Here is a 22,396-nt window from a genome sequence, read left to right as displayed (position 1 = left end):
GGTTACTGCGGGGGTGCGGGAATCACAGGGGTGCGCAGGAGGGTGGTGGGCCACTGCTGGGAGGCGCCGGTGTGGCAGTCCCAGAGCTGTAGCTGGTTCCCATTGACGGCGTTCCAACCGGGCAGGTCCAGGCAGCGGGTCGACGCCGGGTGGTAGTACCGGTTGTCGGCAGTCGGGGACCAGATCTGCGACGGCGTGCCGTCACAGGCCCGGTACACGATCTTGGTGCCGTTGCCGGTGCCCGACCCCTGCGCGGTCAGGCAACCTCCGAGCACCCGCAGGGTGCCGTCGTTGCCCACCGAGATCTGCTGCGAGGTGCCGCCGTGGCAGGGCCACAGATGGATCGGGTTGTCCGGTCCGGTGGCGGAGCCGGAGTCGTCGACGCACATGGCGTTGTCGACCCCGGAGCGCACCAGGCCGCTGGAGTCGGGCGCGGACGGGCTGACCGGGAACGGGTAGGCGGCGACGGCGCCGATGGTCCCGTCGAAGCTGGCGTTCAGGGCGTCGTCCGCCTTGTAGCGGCCGAGCGTGAACGGCCCGGACGGCGCGGAGCTCTCTCCGGCGGCGTGGATGCCGGTACCGGCGAGGACGCCGTCCACGTACAGCGCCATCTGGCTGGTGACGCTGTTGTAGGAGGCGGTGATCTGCGTCCAGACCCCTGGGCGGGACGTGGCGTTCGAGTTGATCAGGTCGGTGTAGTGGAACGGCCATCCCGTGCTGTCGCGCCAGCTCAGAGCGAAGCGCCAGGGGCCCGAGCCCCCGTCGTTGTAGACGATGAAGTCGCTCGCGTGGTTGGCCGTCTGCGTGGCCACGACGCCGCCGGCAGGGCCGGACTTCACCCAGAGCGAGACGGTGAAGCTCTTACGGGTGTCGACGACCGGGCCGGCCATCGTGATGTTCGAGTTGCCGGCGCGGCTGAAGCCGGCCACGGTCTTGGACTTTCCGTTGACCGTGTCCCCCGACCAGTTGACGCCCGAGGCGGTGGCCGCGTACTGGCTCCGGCCCTGCCCGTCCGGGACGTTGTTGCTCCCGTCGGGCGAGGCCAGCCAGGAGGCGGTCGGCCTGTTCAGGTTGCCGAGCACCACGGGGGTGCGGCTGAGACCGTTGACGGTCGGGCCCACCGCCGTGCCGGTGTCGGGCGCCTTCGTGCCGACGCCGCTCCAGGCGACGAGCTGCTGGTTGGTGTCCACGGCCCACAGGTCGGGCACGCCGTCGCCGGTCAGGTCCCCGTTGGAGCCGACGCGCGGGTAGAGCCGGCGGTCGGCTCCGTTGGCGATCCAGCCGGCGGTGGGCGTGGTGAACGCGCTCGCGTCGAACGTGCCGTTCGCGGCGGGCTTGAGCTGGAAGGCGTGGATGGTGCCGTCGCCCCTGGACCGGGACCACAGCGTCGGCATGTCCGTGCCCTTGGTGGGCCCGGGGGTGATCAGGTCGTAGTAGTCCCAGTCCTGGTTGGTGCCGGAGAGCAGGACGGCCGGACCGTCGAGGGTCTTGACGCTCGACGAGAGCGCCAGCCAGAGTCGCCCGCCCTCCCGGAAGAGCAGCGAGGTCCGCCGCAGGCCGGGCAGGTTGGTGCCGAGGATGTCAGGGGTGTCACCGGTGGGCGACCCGAACGCGGCGATCTCGGTGACGCCGGACCAGGTGCCGCCGAGCCCCCAGTCGGAGCAGGAGATCTGCGTCCCGTCCGGCGACGCGCAGTAGGTGGGCTTGGCCAGCGGGACACCGGCCTGGCCGTCGAAGCGTCCGGATATCCGGTCGTTGACGTACAGGTAGAGCTCTTCGCTGCCGGGTGCGTGGGCGACCAGGTCGTCGACGTTGGCATCGTTGAACGAACCTCGGTGGGTGATCTGGACGTTGCTCCACCCGCTGGTTCCCGGGGCCGACTGCGGCCGGGCGTTGGGAGCGCTGTACGGGTCGGCACCGGCGCCGATCAGCCTCAGGCTGCCGGCGCTGTCGGGCAGCAGGACGTCCGACTTCCGGTCACCGTCGATGTCCCCGAGGATCGGCGCGGGGCCGTTCGGGTTGGTCGGGGCGTAGTAGCTGTACGACACCGGCTGGGACATGTTGCCGGCGTTGTCCTGCGTCTGCAGGAAGACGAAGTTGGTGCCCCAGTTGTTCGGGGTGATCGTCACGTTCGTCGAGAGACCGTTGTCGATCCGGACGATGCGGCTGTCGTTGTCGGTGCACTTCCAGCCGGTCGCGGCGGCCTGGACGGGGTCGGTGGTCCACCGGGCGCACGCCAGGCCGGAGCTGCGCCCGCCGGTGGCAGGGGCCGGGTCCGTTCCGGTCAGGGTGAACGTGCCCGGCTGGCCGGCCAGCTTGGGCTTGGCGCCGAGGGTGCCGGACTCCGGGAAGTCCGTCGAGGTGACGCGTGCGGTGGGCGGCGTGCGGTCGATGCGCAGGAAGCACATGGCGGTGGTGCCGCTGTTGAGGGTTCCGTCGCCGGTGGCCGCCATCCAGCCGTACTGGTGCCCGTCGGTCAGCGGGCCGACGCTCTTGTAGACGGTGCCGGAACTGCCGAGCCAGCCGGTCTCGAAGAACTGCGAGGATCCCCCGTTGTCGTCGTCCCAGATCTTGAACGTGGTCCAGAGCTGCTCACCGGTGGGGGACCAGGTGTCGGTGCGCAGCGTGACGTCGGTGTTGACGCCGATCCAGCCGGGGTTGTCCCACGGGTTGGTGGTGCCCGGCGTCGAGCAGGGGTTGGAGGAACCGTCGCGCGCGAAGCCCGGGGTGGGGCTCGCGCCGGGCGAGCCGACGTGCGGCGCGATGTCGTACGTGACCGCGAGGTGCGGGTTGTTGGCGAAGCGCTGGCGGTAGTACTTGTTGCGCTCGTCGTCGGGGGCGAAGCCGAACGTCCAGTTCGGCCAGTGCTCACGGGCGGCCCGCTGCATCTCGCCGGTGACGTTGAAGTCGACGCCCCCGGTGCCGGCGATCCACTTGTCGGCGACCTTCGAGCAGTTCTGCATGGTCGAGCCGGTCTGGCAGGGCTGGGCGTTCCATCGGGTCCACTGGTTGATGACCGGGGTGGTGTAGAGACCCATCGGCGTGGACGTGGACGGGCTGGACGACCTGATGACGTTGGCGTAGAGCGTCGCGTTCAGGATCGTGGTGTCCCACAGACCGGAGTTGAAGCCCACCTGGAAGTAGGCGCGGGTGCGGCCGACCTTGGGGCACGGGTTGGCCGTGTCGATGTACCCGCAGTAGCCGGCCGCCGGCTTGTCCTGGTCGTCGTGGGTGCTGTTGTACTGCATCGTCTCGGGGTAGGCCTCCTGGACCTGCGCCCAGGCCTGGGTGCCGTTGTCGATGCTGGGGTTCCAGCCCGGGTCGATGAACCAGGGGCCGGTGCCCTTCCCGAGCGTCGCGGCGTCCGGCACCAGGTCGATGCCGTTGCCGTTCACGGTGGCGGCGATCGGTGCGACCGTGGCGTTGTCGCCAGGGCCCTTCGCGGAGGACACGGTGGCCACCGGGTCGAGCAGGCTGTCGGGCGGGGGTGCCTCGGCGGACTTGCCGCGGGTCCTGGGCGCCGCCTTGGCCGCCGGGGCCTCGGCCGGTGCGCCCACGGCGGAGTCCCACAGCACGGGCGAGGGCGCGGTGAAACGGGGCGTGCCGGAGGCGTCCACGGCGGCGAGGTTGCCGTTCGGGTCGGCCTGGACGGTCAGCCCGTTCACCGCGACGTCGAGGTGCAGGTTCCTGATCCGCGGCTCGGCGGCGGCCTGGGCGGTGCGCACGATCAGCACCTGGCGCCAGCCGCCGGAGGTGGTGGCGCTCAACTGGAGGTCCACGTCCGGCAGGACGGAGCGGTAGAGCGCGCTGTCGCCGTCGAGGACGGGCTTCGGGAGGCTGAACGGGGCCGTGATGGCGAGCTTCTTGCCGTCCGGCGTCGTCATGGTCGCCATCGGACCGTTGCCGCCGCCGGAGAAGCTCAGCGCGGAGCCGACGGCAGTCGGCGTCACGGTGCCGTCCGGGTTGCCGCGCAGCGTCGCGTCGACCGGGCGCCAGGATCCGTCGGCGGCCTTGGTCCGCTCGGGGACGGGGGCGGAGCTGAAGGTCAGGGTGCCGTCGGGGTTGGCCGAGGTCTGTGACGTCTCGGTGGTCAGTGCATCGATCGTGACGGCTCGACCGGTCTGCTTCGCCTCGGCCCGGGCCGCCTGGACCGCACCGGCCTGCCCGGTTTCGGTCGGCTTGGCGGGTGACGCGGGCCAGGACGTGTCCGCCGGTCCGTGGCCGCGGTCGGCGGCGACCGCCGGCGCCGGAGCGACCAGCAGCCCTGCACCGAGCGACAGCACGGCCGTCAGGGCGATGGGCAGGGCGGTGGTGCCGAGCACGCGGCGACCGGGGGATGTCCGGGATCTTGGTCTGGGTGCGGGTGGTTGCGGCCTCGGCATGGAGTCCCCGTCGTGAGTCGTGAATTGATGGGAAGTCGGCTCGGGTCGGCGGCGCGACGGTACGCGGAGCGGCCAGTACGGGAGCAGACGTCAGTCGCACGCTGGCCGTACGGCTCCGCGATGTCAAAGCCCTTCGTCGACCGGGTGTCCGAGTTGTCGGGGCTGGTGGCGCATTGCCTCGCAGGTGATGTTGGTCACGTAAGAAAATTTTAAGAATTTCCTACCCGAGATCGATCATGTACTCGTAGGGTGCCCCCTGACCTGGGCCTCTGTGGGGGCCCTTGCTTGCTTCGGGCACTCATGGGGGATCAGTTGTCTCGTCGTACATGGCCATTCGCGCGGAGAGGCCGTTCCAGAACGGCGGCCGTCGCGACACTCGCCGTCCTGATGTCGGTGGTGACCATCCCCTCCGCGCAGGCCGTCGCCGAAGCCGTCAAGGAACCCAGGGTCTGGGTTCCACCGAACACCCCGCTGCCGCAGACCGCGCCGGTGAAGGGCTCCGCCGCCGAGGTCGAGGGCCACACGGCCGACCGCGGCAGACCGTGGTCCCCTCCGTCGGACACCGCCACGCCCTCCGGAACTGCGACGACTGCGCTGTCCGCGTCGGCCGGCACCGGTGCGAAGGCGGCTTCGGCCGGGTCCGCCGGTGCGAGCGACGCCGCAGCCGCCGGTTCGGCCGCCTCACCCGTGCAGGTCGGCACGCTGCCGGTCTGGATCGAACAGACGCGGCCCCAGCCCTCCGCCCCGGGCACATCGGCCCGACCGGCCCCACTGGCCCCCGCCAAGGGGGGTAACGCGCAGGTCAGGGTCGAGGTCGCGGACGCCGACCGGGCCCGCTCGGCAGGGGTCTCCGGTGCCCTCATATCGGTTGCGGACGCCGGCGACGGCGCCGCACCCGGCCGGGTCCGGGTCGGCATCGACACCACCACCTGGGCGAAGGCCGCCGGCGCCGACTGGGGCTCCCGGGCACGGGTGGTCCAGCTGCCGGCCTGTGCGCTGACGACCCCCGGTGCCGCCGGCTGCACGTCGCGCACCCCCGTTCCCGCGCAGCGGGACGCCACCGGGCGTCTCGTCGTCGAGGTCGAGGTGCCTCAGGCTTCCTCCCCCACGGCCAAGTCGTCGTCCTCCAGCGCGTTCGCCGCCTCACAGGCGCAGGCGGCGCCCGTGGCGGCCCTCGCGGTCGAGGCCGGTCCGTCCGGCAGCGAGGGCGACTTCTCCGCCTCGCCGCTGACTCCGTCCGCCTCCTGGCAGGCCGGTGCCAACGCGGCCAACTTCACCTACGGCTACACGGTCGAGCTGCCCTCCGCATTGGGCGGAGCCTCACCGAGCGTCTCGCTGGGGTACGACTCCTCGGCGGTGGACGGGAGGACCGCGTCGACCAACGCGCAGCCGTCGTGGATCGGTGACGGCTGGGACTGGCAACCGGGGTCGATCACCCGCGGGTACAAGGGTTGCAAGGACGCCGGGGTGCAGAACTCCGGCGACCAGTGCTGGGGCGGCGACCTGCTGTCACTGTCGCTGGCCGGGCACGCCGGACAGCTGGTGCGCGACGACACGTCCTGCGTGTGGCACCTCCAGGGCGAGGACGGCACCAAGGTCGAGCGGCTCACCGACCGGAACAACGGGGCCTGGAAGGGCGAGGCCTGGCGGGTCACCACGGTCGACGGCACGCAGTTCTACTTCGGCGCGAACCACCTACCGGGCGGCGACGGCAGCGACCAGGCCGCCAACTCGGTCTCCACGGTGCCGGTGTACTGGCCGGGCGGCCAGGACCCGTGCCTGAAGTCGGGCTCCCCTGCCACCAACTCCTGGTCCCAGATGGGCTGGCAGTGGTCGCTGGACTACGTCGTCGACCCGCACCAGAACCTGATCACCTACCGGTACGAGCAGGAGCAGAACAGCTACGCACGCGGTGGCGGCCAGAACAACGGCAACGGCACCCGCACCCAGTACCAGCGGGCCTCGTACCCGGCGTGGGTGGGGTACGGACAGCGCCTGCCGGACCAGATCGCGGCGAAGGGCAAGGCCAAGCCGGCGGCGCAGGTGTGGTTCCGCACCGACGAGCGCTGCCTGCCGAACGGCGCGATCACCTGCGACCCGTCCCAGCGGACCAAGGCAAACGCGAAGTCCTGGCCGGACACGCCCGTCGACCAGACCTGTGACCAGAACGGCACGTGCGACATCTACTCGCCGACGTTCTGGACGACCAAGCGCCTCACGAAGATCGACACCGAGGTGTGGGACGGCTCCACGTACCGCCCGGTGGACTCCTTCGCCTTGAAGCAGTCCTTCCAGGACCCGGGTGACGGCACCTCGCCGGCCCTGTGGCTGGACTCCGTACAGCGCACCGGCAGCAACGGCAAGACGCCGATCACGCTGCCGGAGGTTTCGTTCCAACCACTGCAGATCCCCAACCGGGTGGACGGCGACATCACCCGACCCGACGGTACGCACGCCTCGGTGGAGCCGTACCGTCGCCCGCGCATCCAGAAGATCACCACCGAGACCGGTGGCGTGGTCAACATCGTCTACAAGGCCGCCGACTGCTCCCGGGTCGCGGGCCGGATGCCGTCCTCCGAGGACGGCAACACCATGGCGTGCATGCCGGTGAAGTGGTACCTGCCGGGGCAGTCCGCGCCGGATCCCGTGAACGACTGGTTCCACAAGATCGTGGTGGAGTCCGTCACCCAGCAGGACATGGTGGCCGGCGCGACGCCGACGGTGACCACGTACGAGTACGGGGGCGGCGCGGCCTGGCACCGCAACGACTCCGAGCTCACCGACCCCAAGACGCGTACCTGGGACCAGTTCCGCGGATTCGCCACGGTCACCACGCGGGGCGGCAGCGGCAGCGCCGTCGAGGCGCCGCGCACCCGGACGACGTCGACCTTCCTGCGCGGCATGGACGGCGACGTCCTCGCCAACGGCTCCAAGCGCCAGGTGAGCGTCACCGACGTCCACGGCGGCACCGTCAAGGACGAGGACGTCCTCTCCGGCTACATCCGCGATACCCGGAACTACGACCGCGACGGCGGCGACGTCGTCTCCAGCGTGGTGTCCGACCCGTGGATCGGCCCGGTCACGGCCACCCGCAACCAGTCCGGCGGCATGCCGGCGATCACGGCCCGGGCCGTGAACACCGCCAAGGTGACCACCCGCACGAAGCTGGCCTCCGGCTGGCGGACCAACGAGCAGTCGACCGCGTACGACACCACTCTCGTCGCTCGACCCACCGTCGTCATCGACAACCCGGACACGGCGCACCCCGAGCTGGCGCGCTGCTCGCAGTTCACCTACGCCGACGGACCCGGCGGGGCGACCACCCAACTGGCCTCCCGGATCCTGTTGCTCGCCGGTGCCTGCAACCAGACGCCGACCGCGGCCAACACGATCGCGGACACCCGCTCCCACTTCGACAACCTGCCGCTCGGGCAGGCCGGCGCGAAGGCCGAGCAGACCGCCACCGAGGTCCTGGAGCGCTACGACGCGGCGGGCAGGGCCGTCTACAGGTTCACCGCTCGTGCGACCTTCGACGAGTACGGCCGGGTCACCAGCACCAAGGACCCGACCCGCACCGACGCCGCCCACCTCACCGGCGCCGAGACGAGGACCGCCTACCAGCCGGCCACCGGTCAGTTGCCCACGCAGATCACCCACACCAACCCGCTCGGCTGGCAGACCGTCACCACCCTGGACGTCGGTCGCGCCCTGCCGGTCAAGGCCAGGGACGAGAACGGCCGGATCTCCGAGCAGGACCACGACGCCCTCGGCCGGGTCGTATCCGCCTGGAGTCCGGGCAGTGACCGCAGCAGGAACGCGCTACCGAACCGCAAGTTCTCGTACGCGCTCAACGGTGCCAACGCGCCGTCCACCGTGCTGACCCAGGCGCTACTGGGCGACCTCAAGACGTACACGGCCAGCTTCACCATCTACGACGGCCTCGGCCGTATCCGCCAGACCCAGGCCGGCACCCCGTCCGGAGTGGCCGGCCGCATGGTCACCGACGCACTGTTCGACTCGCACGGCTGGCAGACCAAGACCAGCGCCGCCTACTACACCGACCAGGGTCAACCGGGCGGCGCGCTCTTCCTGCCCAACGGCGGGGTGAACCCCGACGGCAAGATCCCGTCCCAGACCGTCCGGACCTACGACGGCATGGGCCGGATCACCGACTCGATCTTCCAGTCCTTCGGCATCGAGCAGTGGCGCAGCCGCACCGAGTACGTGGGCGCGGACGAGACCCGATCCATCCCCCCGGCGGGCGGGTACGCCTCGGCGTCGATCACGGACGCCCGCGGCCAGGTCGTCGCCCTGCGGCAGTACAAGGCCAACACCCCGACCGGCGCGTACGACGAGACCACCTACCGGTACACGGTCGAGGGCCAGGAGGCCTGGCGCAAGGACGCCGCCGGCAACGTCTGGACCCACGAGTACGACCTGCTGGGACGCCTGGTGAAGTCCACGGACCCGGATTCCGGGACCAACACCATGTCCTTCGACGAGGCGAAGAACGCCGCCACCGGAACGGATGCCCGGGGCAAGAGCGCCACCAGCGTCACCGACCTGCTGGGCCGCACCGTCGCGTCCTACGAGGGCACGGCGATCGACGCGGCCAAGCAGGTCGGCGCCTGGACCTACGACAGCCTGGCACTCGGCAAGGCGACCTCCGGCACGCGGTTCGTCGGAGGGGCATCCGGCAAGGCCTACAAGTCGGAGGTCACGGGCTACGACACCGGCTACCGCATCCTCGGCACCAAGACCACCATCCCCATGGAGGAGGGCAAGCTCGGCGGCACCTACACCACCACCAACACCTACGACACCGCCGGACGGCTCCAGAACACCCTTCTCCCGGCCGTGCCCAACGCGGGCCTGGCGGCCGAGAAGCTGACGTTCGTCTCCGACACCGTCGGCCACCTCGCCGGCCTGTCCAGCGCGTTCGGGTTCGGCCCCTCCACCACGTACGTCGCCGACCTGCGGTACGACCCGTACGGGCGGATCATCCGCACCACCCTCGGGCGCGGCGGAGCGAACGTCGTCTCGACGACGATGTTCGACAACAGCACCGGGCGGGTGACCCGCTCGATCCTGGACAAGGAGAACGCGCCGACCGCAAGCGTCGACGTCAACGACTACACCTACAACGCGCTCGGCCAGGTCACCTCCGTGCGCAACGCGCAGGACGGCCAGGTCGCCGACCTGCAGTGCTTCAACCACGACTACCTCGGGCGGCTCACCCAGGCCTGGACCGACACGGGCGGCCAGACCACCGCGCCGCAGCCCGCCGTCCCGGGCATCGGCGCCTGCGACAACGCCAACGGCCCGGCCCTCGGCGCCGGCAGGCCCAGCGTCGGCGGACCGGCCCCCTACTGGCAGCAGTACGAGTACGACCTGATCGGCAACCGCACCAAGCTGGTCCAGAAGGACGTCGGCGGAGACACGTCGAAGGACGTCACCACCACCCAGAACTTCGGCCCCGGCGCCAACACGGCGGTCGGCGATCCGAACAACGGCGTGGGCACCGGCGGCCCGCACGCGTTGGTGAAGTCCACCCGGACCGGCCCCGCCGGCACCGCGGTGACGTCGTACACCTACGACATGAGCGGCAACACCGCCTCGATCACCAACACCTCCGGCACCAAGAAGCTCACCTGGAACGACCAGGGAAAGCTGGACAAGGTCACCGGCACCGGTGAGAGCGCCGGCACGAGCTACCTCTACGACACCTCCGGCAACCAGCTGATCCGCCGCGACGCCGGCAGGACGACGCTGAACCTCGGATCCGACCAGATCACCCTCGACACCTCCACGGACACCGTCACCGACGTCCGGTCCTACCCCGCCGCCGGCGGACTCACCATCACCCGGACCACCAGTGGCGCCGGTTCACGGCTGGCGTATCAGGGGTCGGACCCGCACGGAACGAACAGCGTGCAGTTCGACGCCTCGACCCTCGCCCAGGTCCGCCGTCCGACGGACCCCTTCGGCAACGAGCGCGGCAGCCAGCCCGCGCCGGGCGTCTGGGCGGGCGACCGCGGCTTCGTCGGCGGCACCAAGGAGAAGGCCACCGGCTTCACCCTCCTCGGCGCCCGTGAGTACGACCCCGCGACCGGCCGCTTCATCAGCCCCGACCCGATCGTGGACGCGGGCGATCCGCAGCAGTGGAACGCCTACGCGTACGCCAACAACAGCCCGGTCAACAAGTCCGACGCGAACGGATTGAGGCACGCCTGCGACACTCCGGCCGAGTGCCAGAGTCTCCGTGAGTGGGAGGCGGAGCAGCGGAAGAACTCGGGCGGGACTCCCCCGACCCCGACGCCGACGCCCGCACCCTCGGCCGACGAGCAGAAGGCCCAGGACGACAAGCACGCGGCCGACAAGATCGTCAACGAGGGCAAGCGCAAGCGCGACGAGGTCAAGCACCAGATCGTCGACATGATCGGCGACCTGATCGGCTACAACGACGCCCGCGACTGCTTCACCAAGGGCGACGTGATGGCCTGCGTCAACACCGCGCTCAACGCGGTGCCCTGGGGCAAGCTCTTCAAGGCCATCAAGGTGGGCATCAAGGCCTTCAAGGTCTACAAGGAGATCGACAAGGCCTACGACATGATCCGCGCCGGCGAACGGGCCGCCGCGAATGCCGAGAAGGCCATCGTCCGGGCCAAGAGCGCGGCCGAGGAGGCCCGCGCAGCCGAGAGAGCGGCGGCGAAGGCGGCCGAGGAGAAGGCGGCCAAGGAGACAGCCGGAGACGCACCCAGTACGGAGCCGTCCGCGAGCAGGGCCGAGGTCGATTCGGGCTCCGCAGCGCCGGCCTGCAACAGCTTCCCGGCCGGTACCCAGGTCCTGATGGCCGACGGAACGGTCAAGGCCATCGAGCAGGTGGTCGACGGCGACGTGGTGACGGCCACCGACCCGCAGACCGGCGAGACCGGGCCCGAGCGCGTCGTCGCCACCATCACGACCCCCGACGACAAGGACTTCACCGACGTCACCCTGGCCGGTGAGTCCACCGTGGTCACCTCGACCTACCACCACCCCTACTGGAGCGAGACCCGCAAGCAGTGGGTCGACGCGGGCGAGCTCACCGTCGGGGAGGAGCTGAGGAAGCCGGACGGCAGCACCAGCACCGTCCGTACCGTCCGCAGCTACCGCAACGCCGTCGTCACCCACAACCTGACCGTCGACCTGGTCCACACCTACTACGTGGTCGCGGGCGCGAGCCCGTTGCTCGTTCACAACTGCAACGGCAGCAACGTGCACCTCAGCGAGGTGTCCAACGGCCGGGCAGGTGTGGCCTACGCCGAGGTGACGCCCCAGGTCCTGGCCGATGCCAAGGCCGATCTGATCGGCAGCGCACCGAGCCGCGGCAAGCGGAACGCCCCGGCGGAGTTCGTCAAGCTCGGTGGCGGCGACGCCGGCTGGTCGAAGGGCCACCTGATCGGACAGCAGTTCGGTGGTTCCGGTACGGACCTCCGCAACATCATCTCCCAGACCAAGGTGCAGAACAACGGCCCCATCAACCAGGCGGAGACGGTGATCAAGAAGCATGTCGAGAACACGGGGAACACCGTCATCATGAGCGTCACGCCCCACTACGACAATCCGGGGGCGCTCGCCACCAGAGTTACCATCGAGGCCGTCGACGACTTCGGCTGGCACTTCAAGACGACACTCCCCAACCTGTGAGGTCCGCCCGTGCATGAGCTGCAGAGCCTGCTGGCCCTCTGCCCGCCACCCGGGCAGAAGGTCGCGGTGGCCGCCACCGGTCGGGCGGCGTTCGAGATCCCTCGGAGCCACCGCGCGTTGATCGACGCCTACGGGCCGGGTTGTTTCGACGAGTTCCTCTGGGTGTTCGCCGAGGGATCGGCGCGTCCGGGGTCGGACATCGTCCGGCAGACGGAGGAGGCGCGGCAGCTCCTGCGGGACTACCCCGAACCGGATCTCCCCGCGCTGCTCGCCGAGCACGGCCTGACGACCGACGACCTGGTGCAGTGGGCGGTGACCGACAACGCCGACCTGCTGTTCTGGCTGCCCGTCGGCGAGCCGGACGACTGGCCGACGCTCGTGGTGCAGGCAGGCCGGCTGAGGTTCGCCCAGCTGCCCCTGAGCTCCCCCGGGGTCCTGCTGGCGCTCCTCTCCGGCACGGTGCGGCTGGCCCTCTTCCCGGACGACTTCCCGAGTGAACGCCCGGAGTTCTCGGTCAACCCGTACGCCTGACGGCGCAACGGACGGAGGACGGGGCCGGCTGGACCGGCTCAGGACTCCGCCGGCCGGTTCGGGCTCGTAAGCGACGTCGGTTTCCAGGACTCGGTCCGGTCCTGGGAACCGACGTTGTCGTTCGGGGCGGGTGCAGGCACCCCGAATCGGCCCGGGCCACGATCCCCCCGTCCTCCTGAGCGGGGGCTCCGGCCCGGGCCGCGGGGTGGGACGGGTGGGGGCGCGGTCAGCGGGTGGCGGCGCCGAACCACGTGAGCAGCCGGGCGGCCAGCTCGTCCTGGTCCTCGCCGACCCAGGCCACGTGGCCGTCCGGCCGCAGGAGGACCGCGGGCACGTCGAGCTCCTCGGCGGCGTCGACGACGTGGTCGACCCGATCCTCCCAGCCGTCCACCGAGAGCCCGCCGGTCGCGTCGAGGAGCAGGCCCCGGCCGCCGTGCATCAGCTCGTAGAGGCGGCCCCGCTTGAGCGTCACGTCCCGTATCCGCCGGCCGAGCAGTTCATGGCCCTCGCCGAAGTCGTAGCGGACGCCGACCGCCGTGATCATCTCGGTGACGTACCGGTTCACCTCCTCGAAGTCCATCAGCGTCGAGAGCAGCTCCCGCAGGGCGACCGCCCCGGGATCGGTCCCCATCAGCGTGATCTGCGCGCGGGTGTTGTCCAGCACGCGGGCCCCCACCGGGTGCCGTTCGGTGTGATAGCTGTCCAGCAGCCCCTCCGGTGCCCGGCCGTCGACGGCGGCGGCCAGCTTCCAGCCCAGGTTGAACGCGTCCTGCACGCCGAGGTTCAGCCCCTGCCCGCCGGTCGGCGGGTGGATGTGGGCCGCGTCGCCGGCCAGCAGGACCCGGCCGACCCGGTAGCGCTCGGCCTGCCGCGTGGCGTCGCCGAACCGGGACAGCCAGCGCGGCGAGTGCACGCCGAAGTCGGTGCCCGCGGCGGCCCGCAGCTGCCGCTTGAACTCGTCCAACGTCGTGGCGGTCGTGCGGTCCCCGGCCACGCCGTCGGCGGGCACGACGATGCGGTACACCCCCGCGTTCCCGTCCACGTCGGGCACGGCGCCGAAGCGCAGCTCGGTCCTGCGGACCTCGGCGACCACGGCCGCGATCGTCGCCGGGTCCTCGGTCGCCTCCATGTCGCCCAGCAGGGTCTCGACCCTGGAGGGCTCGCCGGGAAAGTCGACACCGATCCGCTTGCGCACCGTGCTGCGGCCGCCGTCGCACCCGACGAGGTAGCGGGAGCGCAGCCGCGTACCGTCCGCCGTCTCGGCGGTCACTCCGTCCTCGTCCTGGCTCAGCCCGACCACCTCCCGGCCGCGCCGGATCTCCGCACCGAGTTCGAGCGCACGCTCCTCCAACAGCCGCTCGGTGACCGCCTGCGGAGTGGTGAGCCCGTACGGGTGCGCGGTGTCCAGCCCGTCCGGCCAGGGCTTGTGGATGCCGCCGAAGAAGCCGCCGACCCGGAACTTCTCGCCGGCCGCGAGGAACCGCTCCAACAGACCGCGCTGGTCCATCAGTTCGACGCTGCGCGTGTGCAGGCCGCGCCCGCGGGACCGCCTCGTCCGTTCGGTCGACCTCTCCAGCACGACCACGTGCACACCGTGCAGCCGCAGCTCGCAGGCCAGCATCAAGCCGGTCGGTCCGCCGCCGACCACGATCACGTCAATCATCACAACGCCCATTCAACGAGAGTGGATTCCGGCCGGCCCCGACGTGTGCCCCCGCGCTCCGGCGGGGGACGCCGGAGCGGCGCGACGAGTCCGCGCGACGAGTCCCGCCCGCGACGTCCCGCGCAGCACGCACGTCGACGAAGCGGGACGTAGGGGGCAAATCTGTCTTTTCCGGAATATCGGCCGTGGCCGACCATTGTGTTCCCCCACCGGGGCCTTGCCGCAAGCCCCCCGGTGCGCTATACGTTGGGAGTGGCGAGGAGTCGGTGTTCGCCGACCCGGACCGGGTGTCGGCCCACCGGAAGCCGGCGGCCTCGGCCCCGACCCGCCCCCGGGTCCCCGGGGCGACGCCGTGGACTTCCCTCCTGCTCGGCGCTCCGGCGGTACGGCCCCCTCCCCCGGTTGCCCGCCGCCGACGTTCCGGTCCGGGACGGCTGACGCTCTGTCAGGATGGAGAGCACCCAGCACACCCGCGACCGTCCGGAGGGCCGCCGTGTTCCACAGTTCCGCCCACCCGGGGCGACCCGTCGATCCCACCTGGCCGGAGCTCCTGCGGTCGTTCGGCCGCCCCGCGGCCCTGCTCGACGCGCCCCGGCCCGGATGGCAGTGCCTGGTGGGCCAGGGGTCGACCGACGGGCTCCTCCAGCGACTCGACCTCGGCTACCACGAGGGGCGCACCCTGCTGGTGCAGGTCAGCACCCAGCGGCGCCTGCCGGCGCACGTCCGCGTGTTCCCGACGCTGGACCCCGAGGCCCTCCTGCGCGACTTCCTCGTCAACTCCTCGCCCGACGGACCGATCCCCCTGCCGTCCGGGCCCGTCCTCGGAGCGGGCCGGCTCGTCGTGGACGGCACGGCGATGGCGGCACGGCGGCTCACGTGGGGCGCCTACACGGCGACCCTCGCCGTGATCGGGGCCGCGGGAACCGACGCGAGCCGCGAGGAGCGCGGCGAGGAGAGCATCGCGGTCGTCAGTGGCACCGCCCTCCACCGGGAGGCCGTCCGGCTGACCCTCGACACCAGCGGCGTCCCCGCCTGAGGAGGAGCACCCCGCGGCCGGGCACGACGACGTGAGCGGGCGGGGGGGGGCGGGGGGGGGGGGCCCCCCCCGGGGGGGGGGGGGGCCGGGGGGGGGGGGGGGGGGGGCCCGGGGGGGGGGGGGTTTGGGGGGGGGGGGGGGGGGGGGGGGGGGGGGGGCCCCCCCCCGCCCGGGGGGTCAGGCCAGCAGGTCGGACTGGAGGGTGACGACCTGGCGGAACGCCTCGGCCGGGACGCCCCCGGGGTTGGTCATGGTGACCACGCCCACGAGGTCGCCCGCGGAGAGGTAGGCCAGGCGGGCGGTGAGGGCCGTGCCGGCCGTGGTGGCCGGGGTCCCCCGGGTCTCGACGGCGACGCCGAAGACGGTGTCCCAGCCCTCCATGGGAGTGGTCCGGGAGCCGGGGTCCTTCTGGTCCCCGTCGCGGAGCTCGCGGTAGACGTCCCAGGCCGCGGCGGAGGAACCGAAGGCGAGCAGACGGATCTGCGTCCGGGTGCCGTCGGTCGCCGTCCATTCCCGGACGGTGGCGGCCCGGCAGGCGCTCTCCAGGAGAAGGGAACGCACCGCGGCCGGGTCCTTCTGCTCGGCGGCGACGGCGTCGCAGGTGACCCAGTCCGCGAGGGGGGCCGTGGCAGGCGGGGTGGAGGCGGTCGCCGGGGGCGGAGCGGCGGACGTGGTGGGGCTCGCGGCGGCCAGGGTTCCGGTGGGGCCCCCGGTCGGGCTTCCGGTCGGGCTCCCGGTCGGAGGCGGGGTCGGGGTCGGGAAGACCACCGGGGCGAGCGAACCGCCGGCCTCCTGCGGGGCGGGGAGGAGGAGGTACCGCAGGTCGGCCGCGTGCCGGCTCTTGTTCTCCCGGGGAACGGGCTTGCCGGAGGGCAGCGGCGGGAGCACCAGGGCCGGGAAGGTGTAGCGGCCGTCGCTCTCGGTGGCCAGGCCCGGGAGGTCGGTGCGCTCGGGCGCGGTGACGGCCAGCGCGGAACCCGTGCCGGCCAGCGCGCAGACCACCACCGCCGCGCCCCACCGCAGCGCCGCCTTGCGCCGGCGGGTGCGGCGGGCCGCGAGCTCCTCGGCGCTCGGCGGTTCGACGGGGCCCGGGACCGTCGCACCGGGGGCGGTCCAGGGGTTCTCGCCGGGGCCGGGGCCGTCCCCGGCGTCGTCTCCGGGGGCGCGGTCGGACGCGGCCGGCACCGGGGGCGCCGGGGACGCCGGGGACGCCGTGACCGCCTCAGGAGTGGCGGACGCCGTGACGTCGCCCTCCGCGGTACCGCGACCCTCCGGGGCGGCGGGTCCCGCGGGGGCGGCCCCGGAGGCGGCACTGTCGTGCGGCATGGTGCTGTCGGTCATGCGGACGCTCCCGGGGTGGCGAGACGGTCGAGCTGCTGGGCGAGGAAGGCGACGATCTTGTCCTTGGGCAGCGGCGCCACACCCTCGACGCTCATGACCACCAGGAGGTCGCCCTCGGCGGCCGAACACTCCAGGTAGTCGATCGGCGCGGACGGCGGGGCGGGCATCAGGTAGCAGTGCGCCTCGGGGTGGCCCGGGACGGCGGGGCCGGTGCGGAAGAGCCCGGTGTCACCGGTGAACACGGCCGTGTACTCGTTCATCCGCTGCACCTCCTGCTGGTTGAACTGGCGCAGCCTCATGCCGATGACCAGGCCGCCCTTCCGCTCGGCGTAGGTGCGGATACCGGTGGCCTTGACGTGCAGGCCCTCCCAGTACGCGCGGAGCTTCTCCTGCTGCTCCTTGGGCACCTGGAGGAGTTCGTCCAGTTCGGCGGAGAGCTGCGCGGCCGTCAGTTCGACGTCGTTGCCGTAGCCGCCCTCGTCCGGACCGAGCCCGTAGTCGGAGGGGACCGGCAGCAGCAGGTCGCGCAGCGAGCCGAAGTGGTTGCCGTTGGACTTCGCCCCGAAGGGCGCCGGGGTGGCGCCCGGGGTGGGCGGCGCGGGCGCCGGCGCGGCGGCGGCGACGGGCGCCGGGTCGTCGTACCGGACCTCGATGATGCCGACGCCGATGACCACGCCGACCAGGGCGGCCGCCACGGTCGCGCCGGTGGCGCGCAGGAGCCGGCGGGAGACCGACGGCAGCGCGAGCGGGTCGGACGGCGCGGACGGCGCGGACGGGTCGGACGGAACGGGCTCGGGAGACGGCGCGAGCGGCGGGGCGGGGGCGCGTTCGGCCGCCGGTTCGCCGGCCGACGGCGCTCCGGCCGCGGGCGCGACGTGCGGCTCGGTGCTCGGGGAGCCGGTCACGGTGTCGTCACTCATCACGGTGTCGTCGCTCATACCAGCCGCTCCCACTGCTGCTTGGCGAGGTTCTTCACGAGCTCGGCGTCCACCGGCCGCAGCCCGAAGACCTTGACCTCCATCGCCACCGTGCCGCGCTGCGCGGCCGCGATGCCCTGGTAGAACTTCTCGGTGGTCTCGGCCCAGAAGAAGGGCTCCTTCTCCACCCGGTAGCCGCCGTTGGCCTCGGCCGCGAACGGCTCCAGCCGGTAACCCCTCACCCGGTTCCCGGCCTGGGCGACGAAGTCGTCGGAGAACTGGATCAGCGAGACCCGGACCTTCAGGTCGCCCTGCTTCCAGTCGACCTCGACGGCGCGGCGGAAGCCCCGCTCGGCCAGGTCCCTGAAGGCGCCCGCGGACGGGCCGCTGCGCTCGGCGAGCTCGCCGATCGAGATCCAGCTGGGCGTGCCGGGGTAGTCGTCCCAGGCCGAGCTGCCGGCCGGCGCCGTGAGCAGCAGCTTCCGCAGGTCGCCGTCGATGGCGAGCGGTGCGGGCGCAGCCGCGGCGACGGCTGCGGGGTCGACCGCCTCGGCCGGGTAGGACGGCAGCGCCACCTGGATCGGCGGCAGCGGCGTCGGCGGCCGGCGCGCCTGGATCCCGTAGCCGACGGCCCCGCCGGCCACGGTGCCGAGCACCAGGCCGGAGACCAGCAACAGGACCGGCCGGGGCCGGCGGGGGGCGCGAACGCGAGCGGCGGCGGGCGCGGGGAAGGCGGCCGGGTGCTCGGGGGCCGGGTGCCCGGCGGCCGGGTCCTCGGGGGGCCGGAACTCGGCGGCCCGGTCCGGAGGGAGGGCGGCGGCGGGTGCCGGCGCCAGGGGTTCGGTGGTCACGCGGTGGCTCCTGGGAAAAGGAAGAGGCGGCGGAGAACGCGGGCGGCGGGAATCAGGCGGGACGCGGGTGACACTCGGGCGGCACTCGGGCGGACTCAGCCGCCGGAGGTCAGCCAGGCGCGCTGGCGCCGCATCAGCTCGCTGAGCAGGGCCTTGTCCGGGGTGCCCTTCACGTCGACGTCGATCGTGTACTGCACGTCACCCTGGCTGGAGATCCCGGTCATCGAGCCGGTGTAGGCCTGCTGCTTGGGTGTGCGGACGTAGCCGCGGGCACCGGGGTCGCCGGTGATCTCCATCGGTTCCAGGCTCATGGTGTAGCCCTCGGCGAATTCCTTCGTGTCCCCGGCGGAGCCGAAGCGCAGCAGGGTGACGGTGACTTCGGCCTTGCCGTCCGCCGTGCGGTACGTCCGGGTCGCGGCGTCCTTGTAGCCGTACGCACGGAGGATCCGCATGATGGTGTCCCGGTTGTTGAACTCGTCCGCGACCTCCTCGTCCGTCAGCGTCATGCCGTCGGCCGGTCCGTAGGACTCGCCGCCCTCGGGGATCGGGAGCAGGAAGTAGCGCAGATCGCCCTCGTGCTTCCCGCCGTTGACGGTCCCTCTGACGGTGCTCGCCGGCTTGGGAGCCGCAGTGGGGGCGGGTGCCGCCGTGGACGCCGGGGCGGACACGGTGGGCGACGCGGTGGGCGGCGCCGAGGTGGCTGCGGCCGGGACCGGACGTGCCGCGGTGCCGGCCACGACGGCCGCCTCCGGGTCCGGCCTGCCGACGGCCACGGTGACGGCGGCGCTGGTCGCCGTCACGGCGATCAGGCCCGCGGCGGCCAGGGTCACCCCGAGAGCGCGCGGCAGCGTCCGCCGGGCGACCGGGGCAGGGGCAGGGGCAGGGGCCGGGGCAGGGGCCGGGTCGAAGGCGGCGGGGCCGGACGCGGCAGGATCGGGCAGGGCGGGATCGGACGACCCCGGGCCGGACACGGCGGCGGGATCGAGCACCCCCTGCTGCGCCTGGTCGGCGGCAGACGGCGAACTCTCGGGCGCGGACAAGGGACTCCCCCAGGAAGACAGCGGAATGTCGCGCGTCGGCGCCTCGCGGGCCGCCCCCGGCAGCGCACTTCAGGCCGCCCGTGACGCGTCTCAGCCGAAATTATGAGAGTCGGTCCACTCCGGTGCCAACAAGATCAATCACCGCACTCCCACCCAATGATCAACCAATGGGACACGCCGTGACCGAACCGAAATGGACGGCGCCCGTCGCACGCTCCCGTCCCGCCCCCTCACCGCGGCACCCGACCGGTTCGGCGGGGCGTCCGTCCGGCGACACGCGGGGACTTCGGGACCTGCGGGACCTGCGGAGCAGGACCGTTCCGGCGAGTGTGCGCACCCGGCCGGATGATTCCTGCGATCACGAACGATGGAGAGACCTCGGATTCGAGTATCTGTTCCGTGCCGCGTCCGGTGCGGGTGCGGCCGTCCACCTGTCCATGAAGGTCGTGCCGCCGTCGCGCCGGTCCTCCCGGTACGGGGCGAGATGAGGAGAACCACGATGCGAGTCGGCGGAACCAGAGGCGCCCCCGGACGACCACCGGGACCGGAGGGCGCACGCGGGACCCGCCGTGGTCCCGGCCTGCTGACCTCGGTCGTGGCCGTGGGGGCGGTCCTCGTCGCGGCGTTCCCCCTGGCGCCCGTCGCCACCGCGCAGTCCCCCGCCCTGTCGCTGACGCAGAGCGTCGCGCCGACGACCTTCCGGGCGGCCGGCCAGACGATCACCTTCTCCTACCTGCTGGCCAACACCGGTGACGAGCCGCTGACCGCGGTCACCGCCGCGAACACCTCGTTCAGCGGGACCGGGACCCCGCCGGTGGTCTCCTGTCCGGACACCGCCCTCGCCCAGGGCGCCTCGATGACCTGCACCGCGCCCTACACGGTGACGCAGGCCGACGTCGACGCGGGCAGGGTCACCGGTGTCGGTACCGCGAGCGGCACCCCGCCCACCGGCTCCGCGGTGACCGCGCCCGACTCCCCCGTGACGGCGGTCGCGTTGCAGAGCGCAGCCCTCTCCGTCGAGAAGACCGCCTCGGGCGGCGGGGGCGGTGGCGACAACCGCCGCTCCACGCTCGTGGCGACCCTGTCGCCGGGGCAGACCCTCGTCTACTCCTACCTGGTGAAGAACACCGGGAACGTCACCCTGACCGGCGTGAGCGTCACGGACACCTCGTTCTCCGGCACGGGCACACCGCCCGCGATCACCTGCCCGGGCACGACCCTCGTCCCGGGCCAGTCCATGATCTGCTCCGCCGCGTACACGGTGACCCAGGCCGACGCCGACGCCGGGACGCTCACCAACACCGCCACCGCCACCGGCACCCCGCCCACCGGTTCGCCGGTCACCTCCCCGCCCTCCACCACCACGGTGACCGGCCCCCGGACCGGGCCGGCGCTGACGCTGGACAAGACGGCCACGACCGGCGGCGGGGGCGGCGGCAACAACCGGCGCTCGGCGCTCGTCACCACCCTGGTGGCGGGCTCCGCGATCATCTACTGGTTCGTGGTGACGAACGCGGGGGACGTCACGCTGACCGACATCAGCGTCACGGACACCTCGTTCTCCGGCACGGGCACACCACCCGCGATCACCTGCCCGGACACGACCCTCGTCCCGGGCCAGTCCATGACCTGTTTCGCCGCGTACACGGTGACCCAGGCCGACGCCGACGCCGGGACGCTCACCAACACCGCCACCGCCACCGGCACCCCGCCCACCGGTTCGCCGGTCACCTCCCCGCCCTCCACCACCACGGTGACCGGTCCGCGGGCGTCCCTCACCCTGGAGAAGACCGCCTCCACCGGCGGGGGCGGCGGCAACAACCGGCGCTCCACGCTGGTGGCGACCCTGACACCCGGGCAGCGGCTCACCTACTCCTACCTGGTCACCAACACCGGGAACGTCACGCTGACCGGGGTGACCGCCGCGGACACCTCGTTCTCCGGTGCGGGGACCATTCCGACCGTCAGCTGTCCCGGCACCACCCTGGCCCCGGCGGAGTCGATGACCTGCACCTCCTCGTACGTCGTGACGCAGGCGGACATCGACGCCGGGACGCTCACCAACACCGCCACCGCCACCGGCACCCCGCCGAGCGGTCCCCCGGTCACCTCCCCGCCCTCCACCGCGACGGTGACGCCCACCCGGCAGCCCGCGCTCACCCTGGTCAAGTCCGCCGCACCCGCCGTGGTCGACCACGCGGGCCAGGTCGTGAGCTACACCCTGCTCCTCACCAACACCGGCAACGTCACGCTCACCCGTCCCGAGGTCGTGGACACCGCCTTCAACGGCTCGGGCGGCACCCCGGCGCACTCCTGCGCCGACACGCCGCTGGCTCCCGGCGGCTCGGTCACCTGCACCGGCACCTACACCGTCACCGAGGCCGACCTCGGTCAGGAGACCATCGCCAACACGGCCGTCGCGACGGCCGTCGCCCCCGGTCCCACGACCGTCACCTCGCCGCCCTCGTCGGCGACCGTGACGGTCAGGGCCGCGCCGCAGCCCACCCACTCGCCCCGGCCCACGCACAGCCCGAAGCCCACGCACAGCCCGAAACCGACGCACAGCCCGAAGCCCACGCACAGCCCGAAGCCGACCGAGACCCCGAGGCCGGCTCACAGCCCACGGCCCAAGCCGCCGGCCCCGCAGCCGCCGGCCGGGCACGGTCCCGCGGCGCCGCTGCCGGAGACGGGTGCCGGCGACCTGCTCCCGGTCGCCGCGACGGGCGCGGCCCTGCTCCTCGCCGGCGCCCCGATGCTGGTCGTCGCAGCCCGGCGCCGCCGTCACCCGGCCGTCGAGGGGAACCACGATCACCGGCCCTCCGAGTGATCACCCCGCCCGGGTGATCGCCTGAGCGGCACCGTCGGGAGCAGGCCGGCCCGCCCCTGCGCCGTGGCGGGCCGGCCGGCGCCCGACGTGCCCCGGCCGGGTCCGGGGCGGGCGGGAGA

General features: G+C 72.6%; 10 protein-coding genes. 4 read left to right on the top strand and 6 right to left on the bottom strand.

The annotated features are described in order from the left end of the window. Nucleotides 1–2 precede the first annotated feature (2 nt). A complete protein-coding gene (locus ABZY91_RS33070) occupies nucleotides 3–4,322 on the bottom strand; it encodes a ricin-type beta-trefoil lectin domain protein (protein WP_355406784.1) in 4,320 nt (1,439 codons plus the stop codon). Nucleotides 4,323–4,769: 447 nt separating this feature from the next. Between ABZY91_RS33070 and ABZY91_RS33065 the strand changes: the two genes are divergently transcribed. Both ABZY91_RS33065 and ABZY91_RS33060 read left to right on the top strand, forming a co-directional pair. After that, nucleotides 4,770–12,071 (top strand): polymorphic toxin-type HINT domain-containing protein, encoded by a 7,302-nt coding sequence (locus ABZY91_RS33065; RefSeq protein WP_355406782.1) that lies wholly within the window; start codon nucleotides 4,770–4,772, stop codon nucleotides 12,069–12,071. A 9-nt stretch (nucleotides 12,072–12,080) separates the two neighbouring features. After that, nucleotides 12,081–12,602, top strand: coding sequence for a hypothetical protein (locus ABZY91_RS33060; RefSeq protein ID WP_355406780.1), 522 nt, complete (start codon nucleotides 12,081–12,083; stop codon nucleotides 12,600–12,602). A 226-nt stretch (nucleotides 12,603–12,828) separates the two neighbouring features. Here ABZY91_RS33060 and rox read toward each other — a convergent pair whose 3' ends face one another. Continuing rightward, nucleotides 12,829–14,265: a rifampin monooxygenase gene (rox, locus tag ABZY91_RS33055; protein WP_355406796.1), complete on the bottom strand. Its 1,437-nt coding sequence runs from the start codon at nucleotides 14,263–14,265 to the stop codon at nucleotides 12,829–12,831. Nucleotides 14,266–14,758: 493 nt separating this feature from the next. Between rox and ABZY91_RS33050 the strand changes: the two genes are divergently transcribed. Further along, nucleotides 14,759–15,301 (top strand): hypothetical protein, encoded by a 543-nt coding sequence (locus ABZY91_RS33050; protein ID WP_355406778.1) that lies wholly within the window; start codon nucleotides 14,759–14,761, stop codon nucleotides 15,299–15,301. Between the two features lie 177 nt (nucleotides 15,302–15,478). Here the strand turns inward: ABZY91_RS33050 and ABZY91_RS33045 are convergent, their stop codons facing one another. The 4 genes from ABZY91_RS33045 to ABZY91_RS33030 all read right to left on the bottom strand — a co-directional run bounded on the left by ABZY91_RS33045 (nucleotide 15,479) and on the right by ABZY91_RS33030 (nucleotide 19,450). Next, on the bottom strand, nucleotides 15,479–16,642 hold the full coding sequence (locus ABZY91_RS33045) for a hypothetical protein (RefSeq protein ID WP_355406776.1): 1,164 nt from the start codon (nucleotides 16,640–16,642) through the stop codon (nucleotides 15,479–15,481). After that, nucleotides 16,639–17,580, bottom strand: a complete 942-nt coding sequence (locus ABZY91_RS33040; protein ID WP_355406774.1) for a hypothetical protein — start codon at nucleotides 17,578–17,580, stop codon at nucleotides 16,639–16,641. The genes ABZY91_RS33045 and ABZY91_RS33040 overlap by 4 nt, the downstream gene beginning before the upstream one ends. Next, nucleotides 17,577–18,410, bottom strand: coding sequence for a hypothetical protein (locus ABZY91_RS33035; protein ID WP_355406772.1), 834 nt, complete (start codon nucleotides 18,408–18,410; stop codon nucleotides 17,577–17,579). The genes ABZY91_RS33040 and ABZY91_RS33035 overlap by 4 nt, the downstream gene beginning before the upstream one ends. A 95-nt stretch (nucleotides 18,411–18,505) precedes the next feature. Continuing rightward, the gene (locus ABZY91_RS33030; RefSeq protein WP_355406770.1) at nucleotides 18,506–19,450 is read right to left on the bottom strand and encodes a hypothetical protein; all 945 of its coding nucleotides are present in this window, start codon (nucleotides 19,448–19,450) and stop codon (nucleotides 18,506–18,508) included. 499 nt (nucleotides 19,451–19,949) lie between these two features. Here ABZY91_RS33030 and ABZY91_RS33025 point away from each other — a divergent pair, with 499 nt between their 5' ends. Then, nucleotides 19,950–22,277, top strand: coding sequence for a hypothetical protein (locus ABZY91_RS33025; protein ID WP_355406768.1), 2,328 nt, complete (start codon nucleotides 19,950–19,952; stop codon nucleotides 22,275–22,277). The last annotated feature ends 119 nt before the right edge of the window (nucleotides 22,278–22,396 follow it).

Origin of the sequence: Kitasatospora sp. NPDC002965 (genome assembly GCF_040611255.1) — a bacterium.
Taxonomy (GTDB): domain Bacteria; phylum Actinomycetota; class Actinomycetes; order Streptomycetales; family Streptomycetaceae; genus Kitasatospora.
This window is presented reverse-complemented; position numbering and strand designations above follow the sequence as displayed.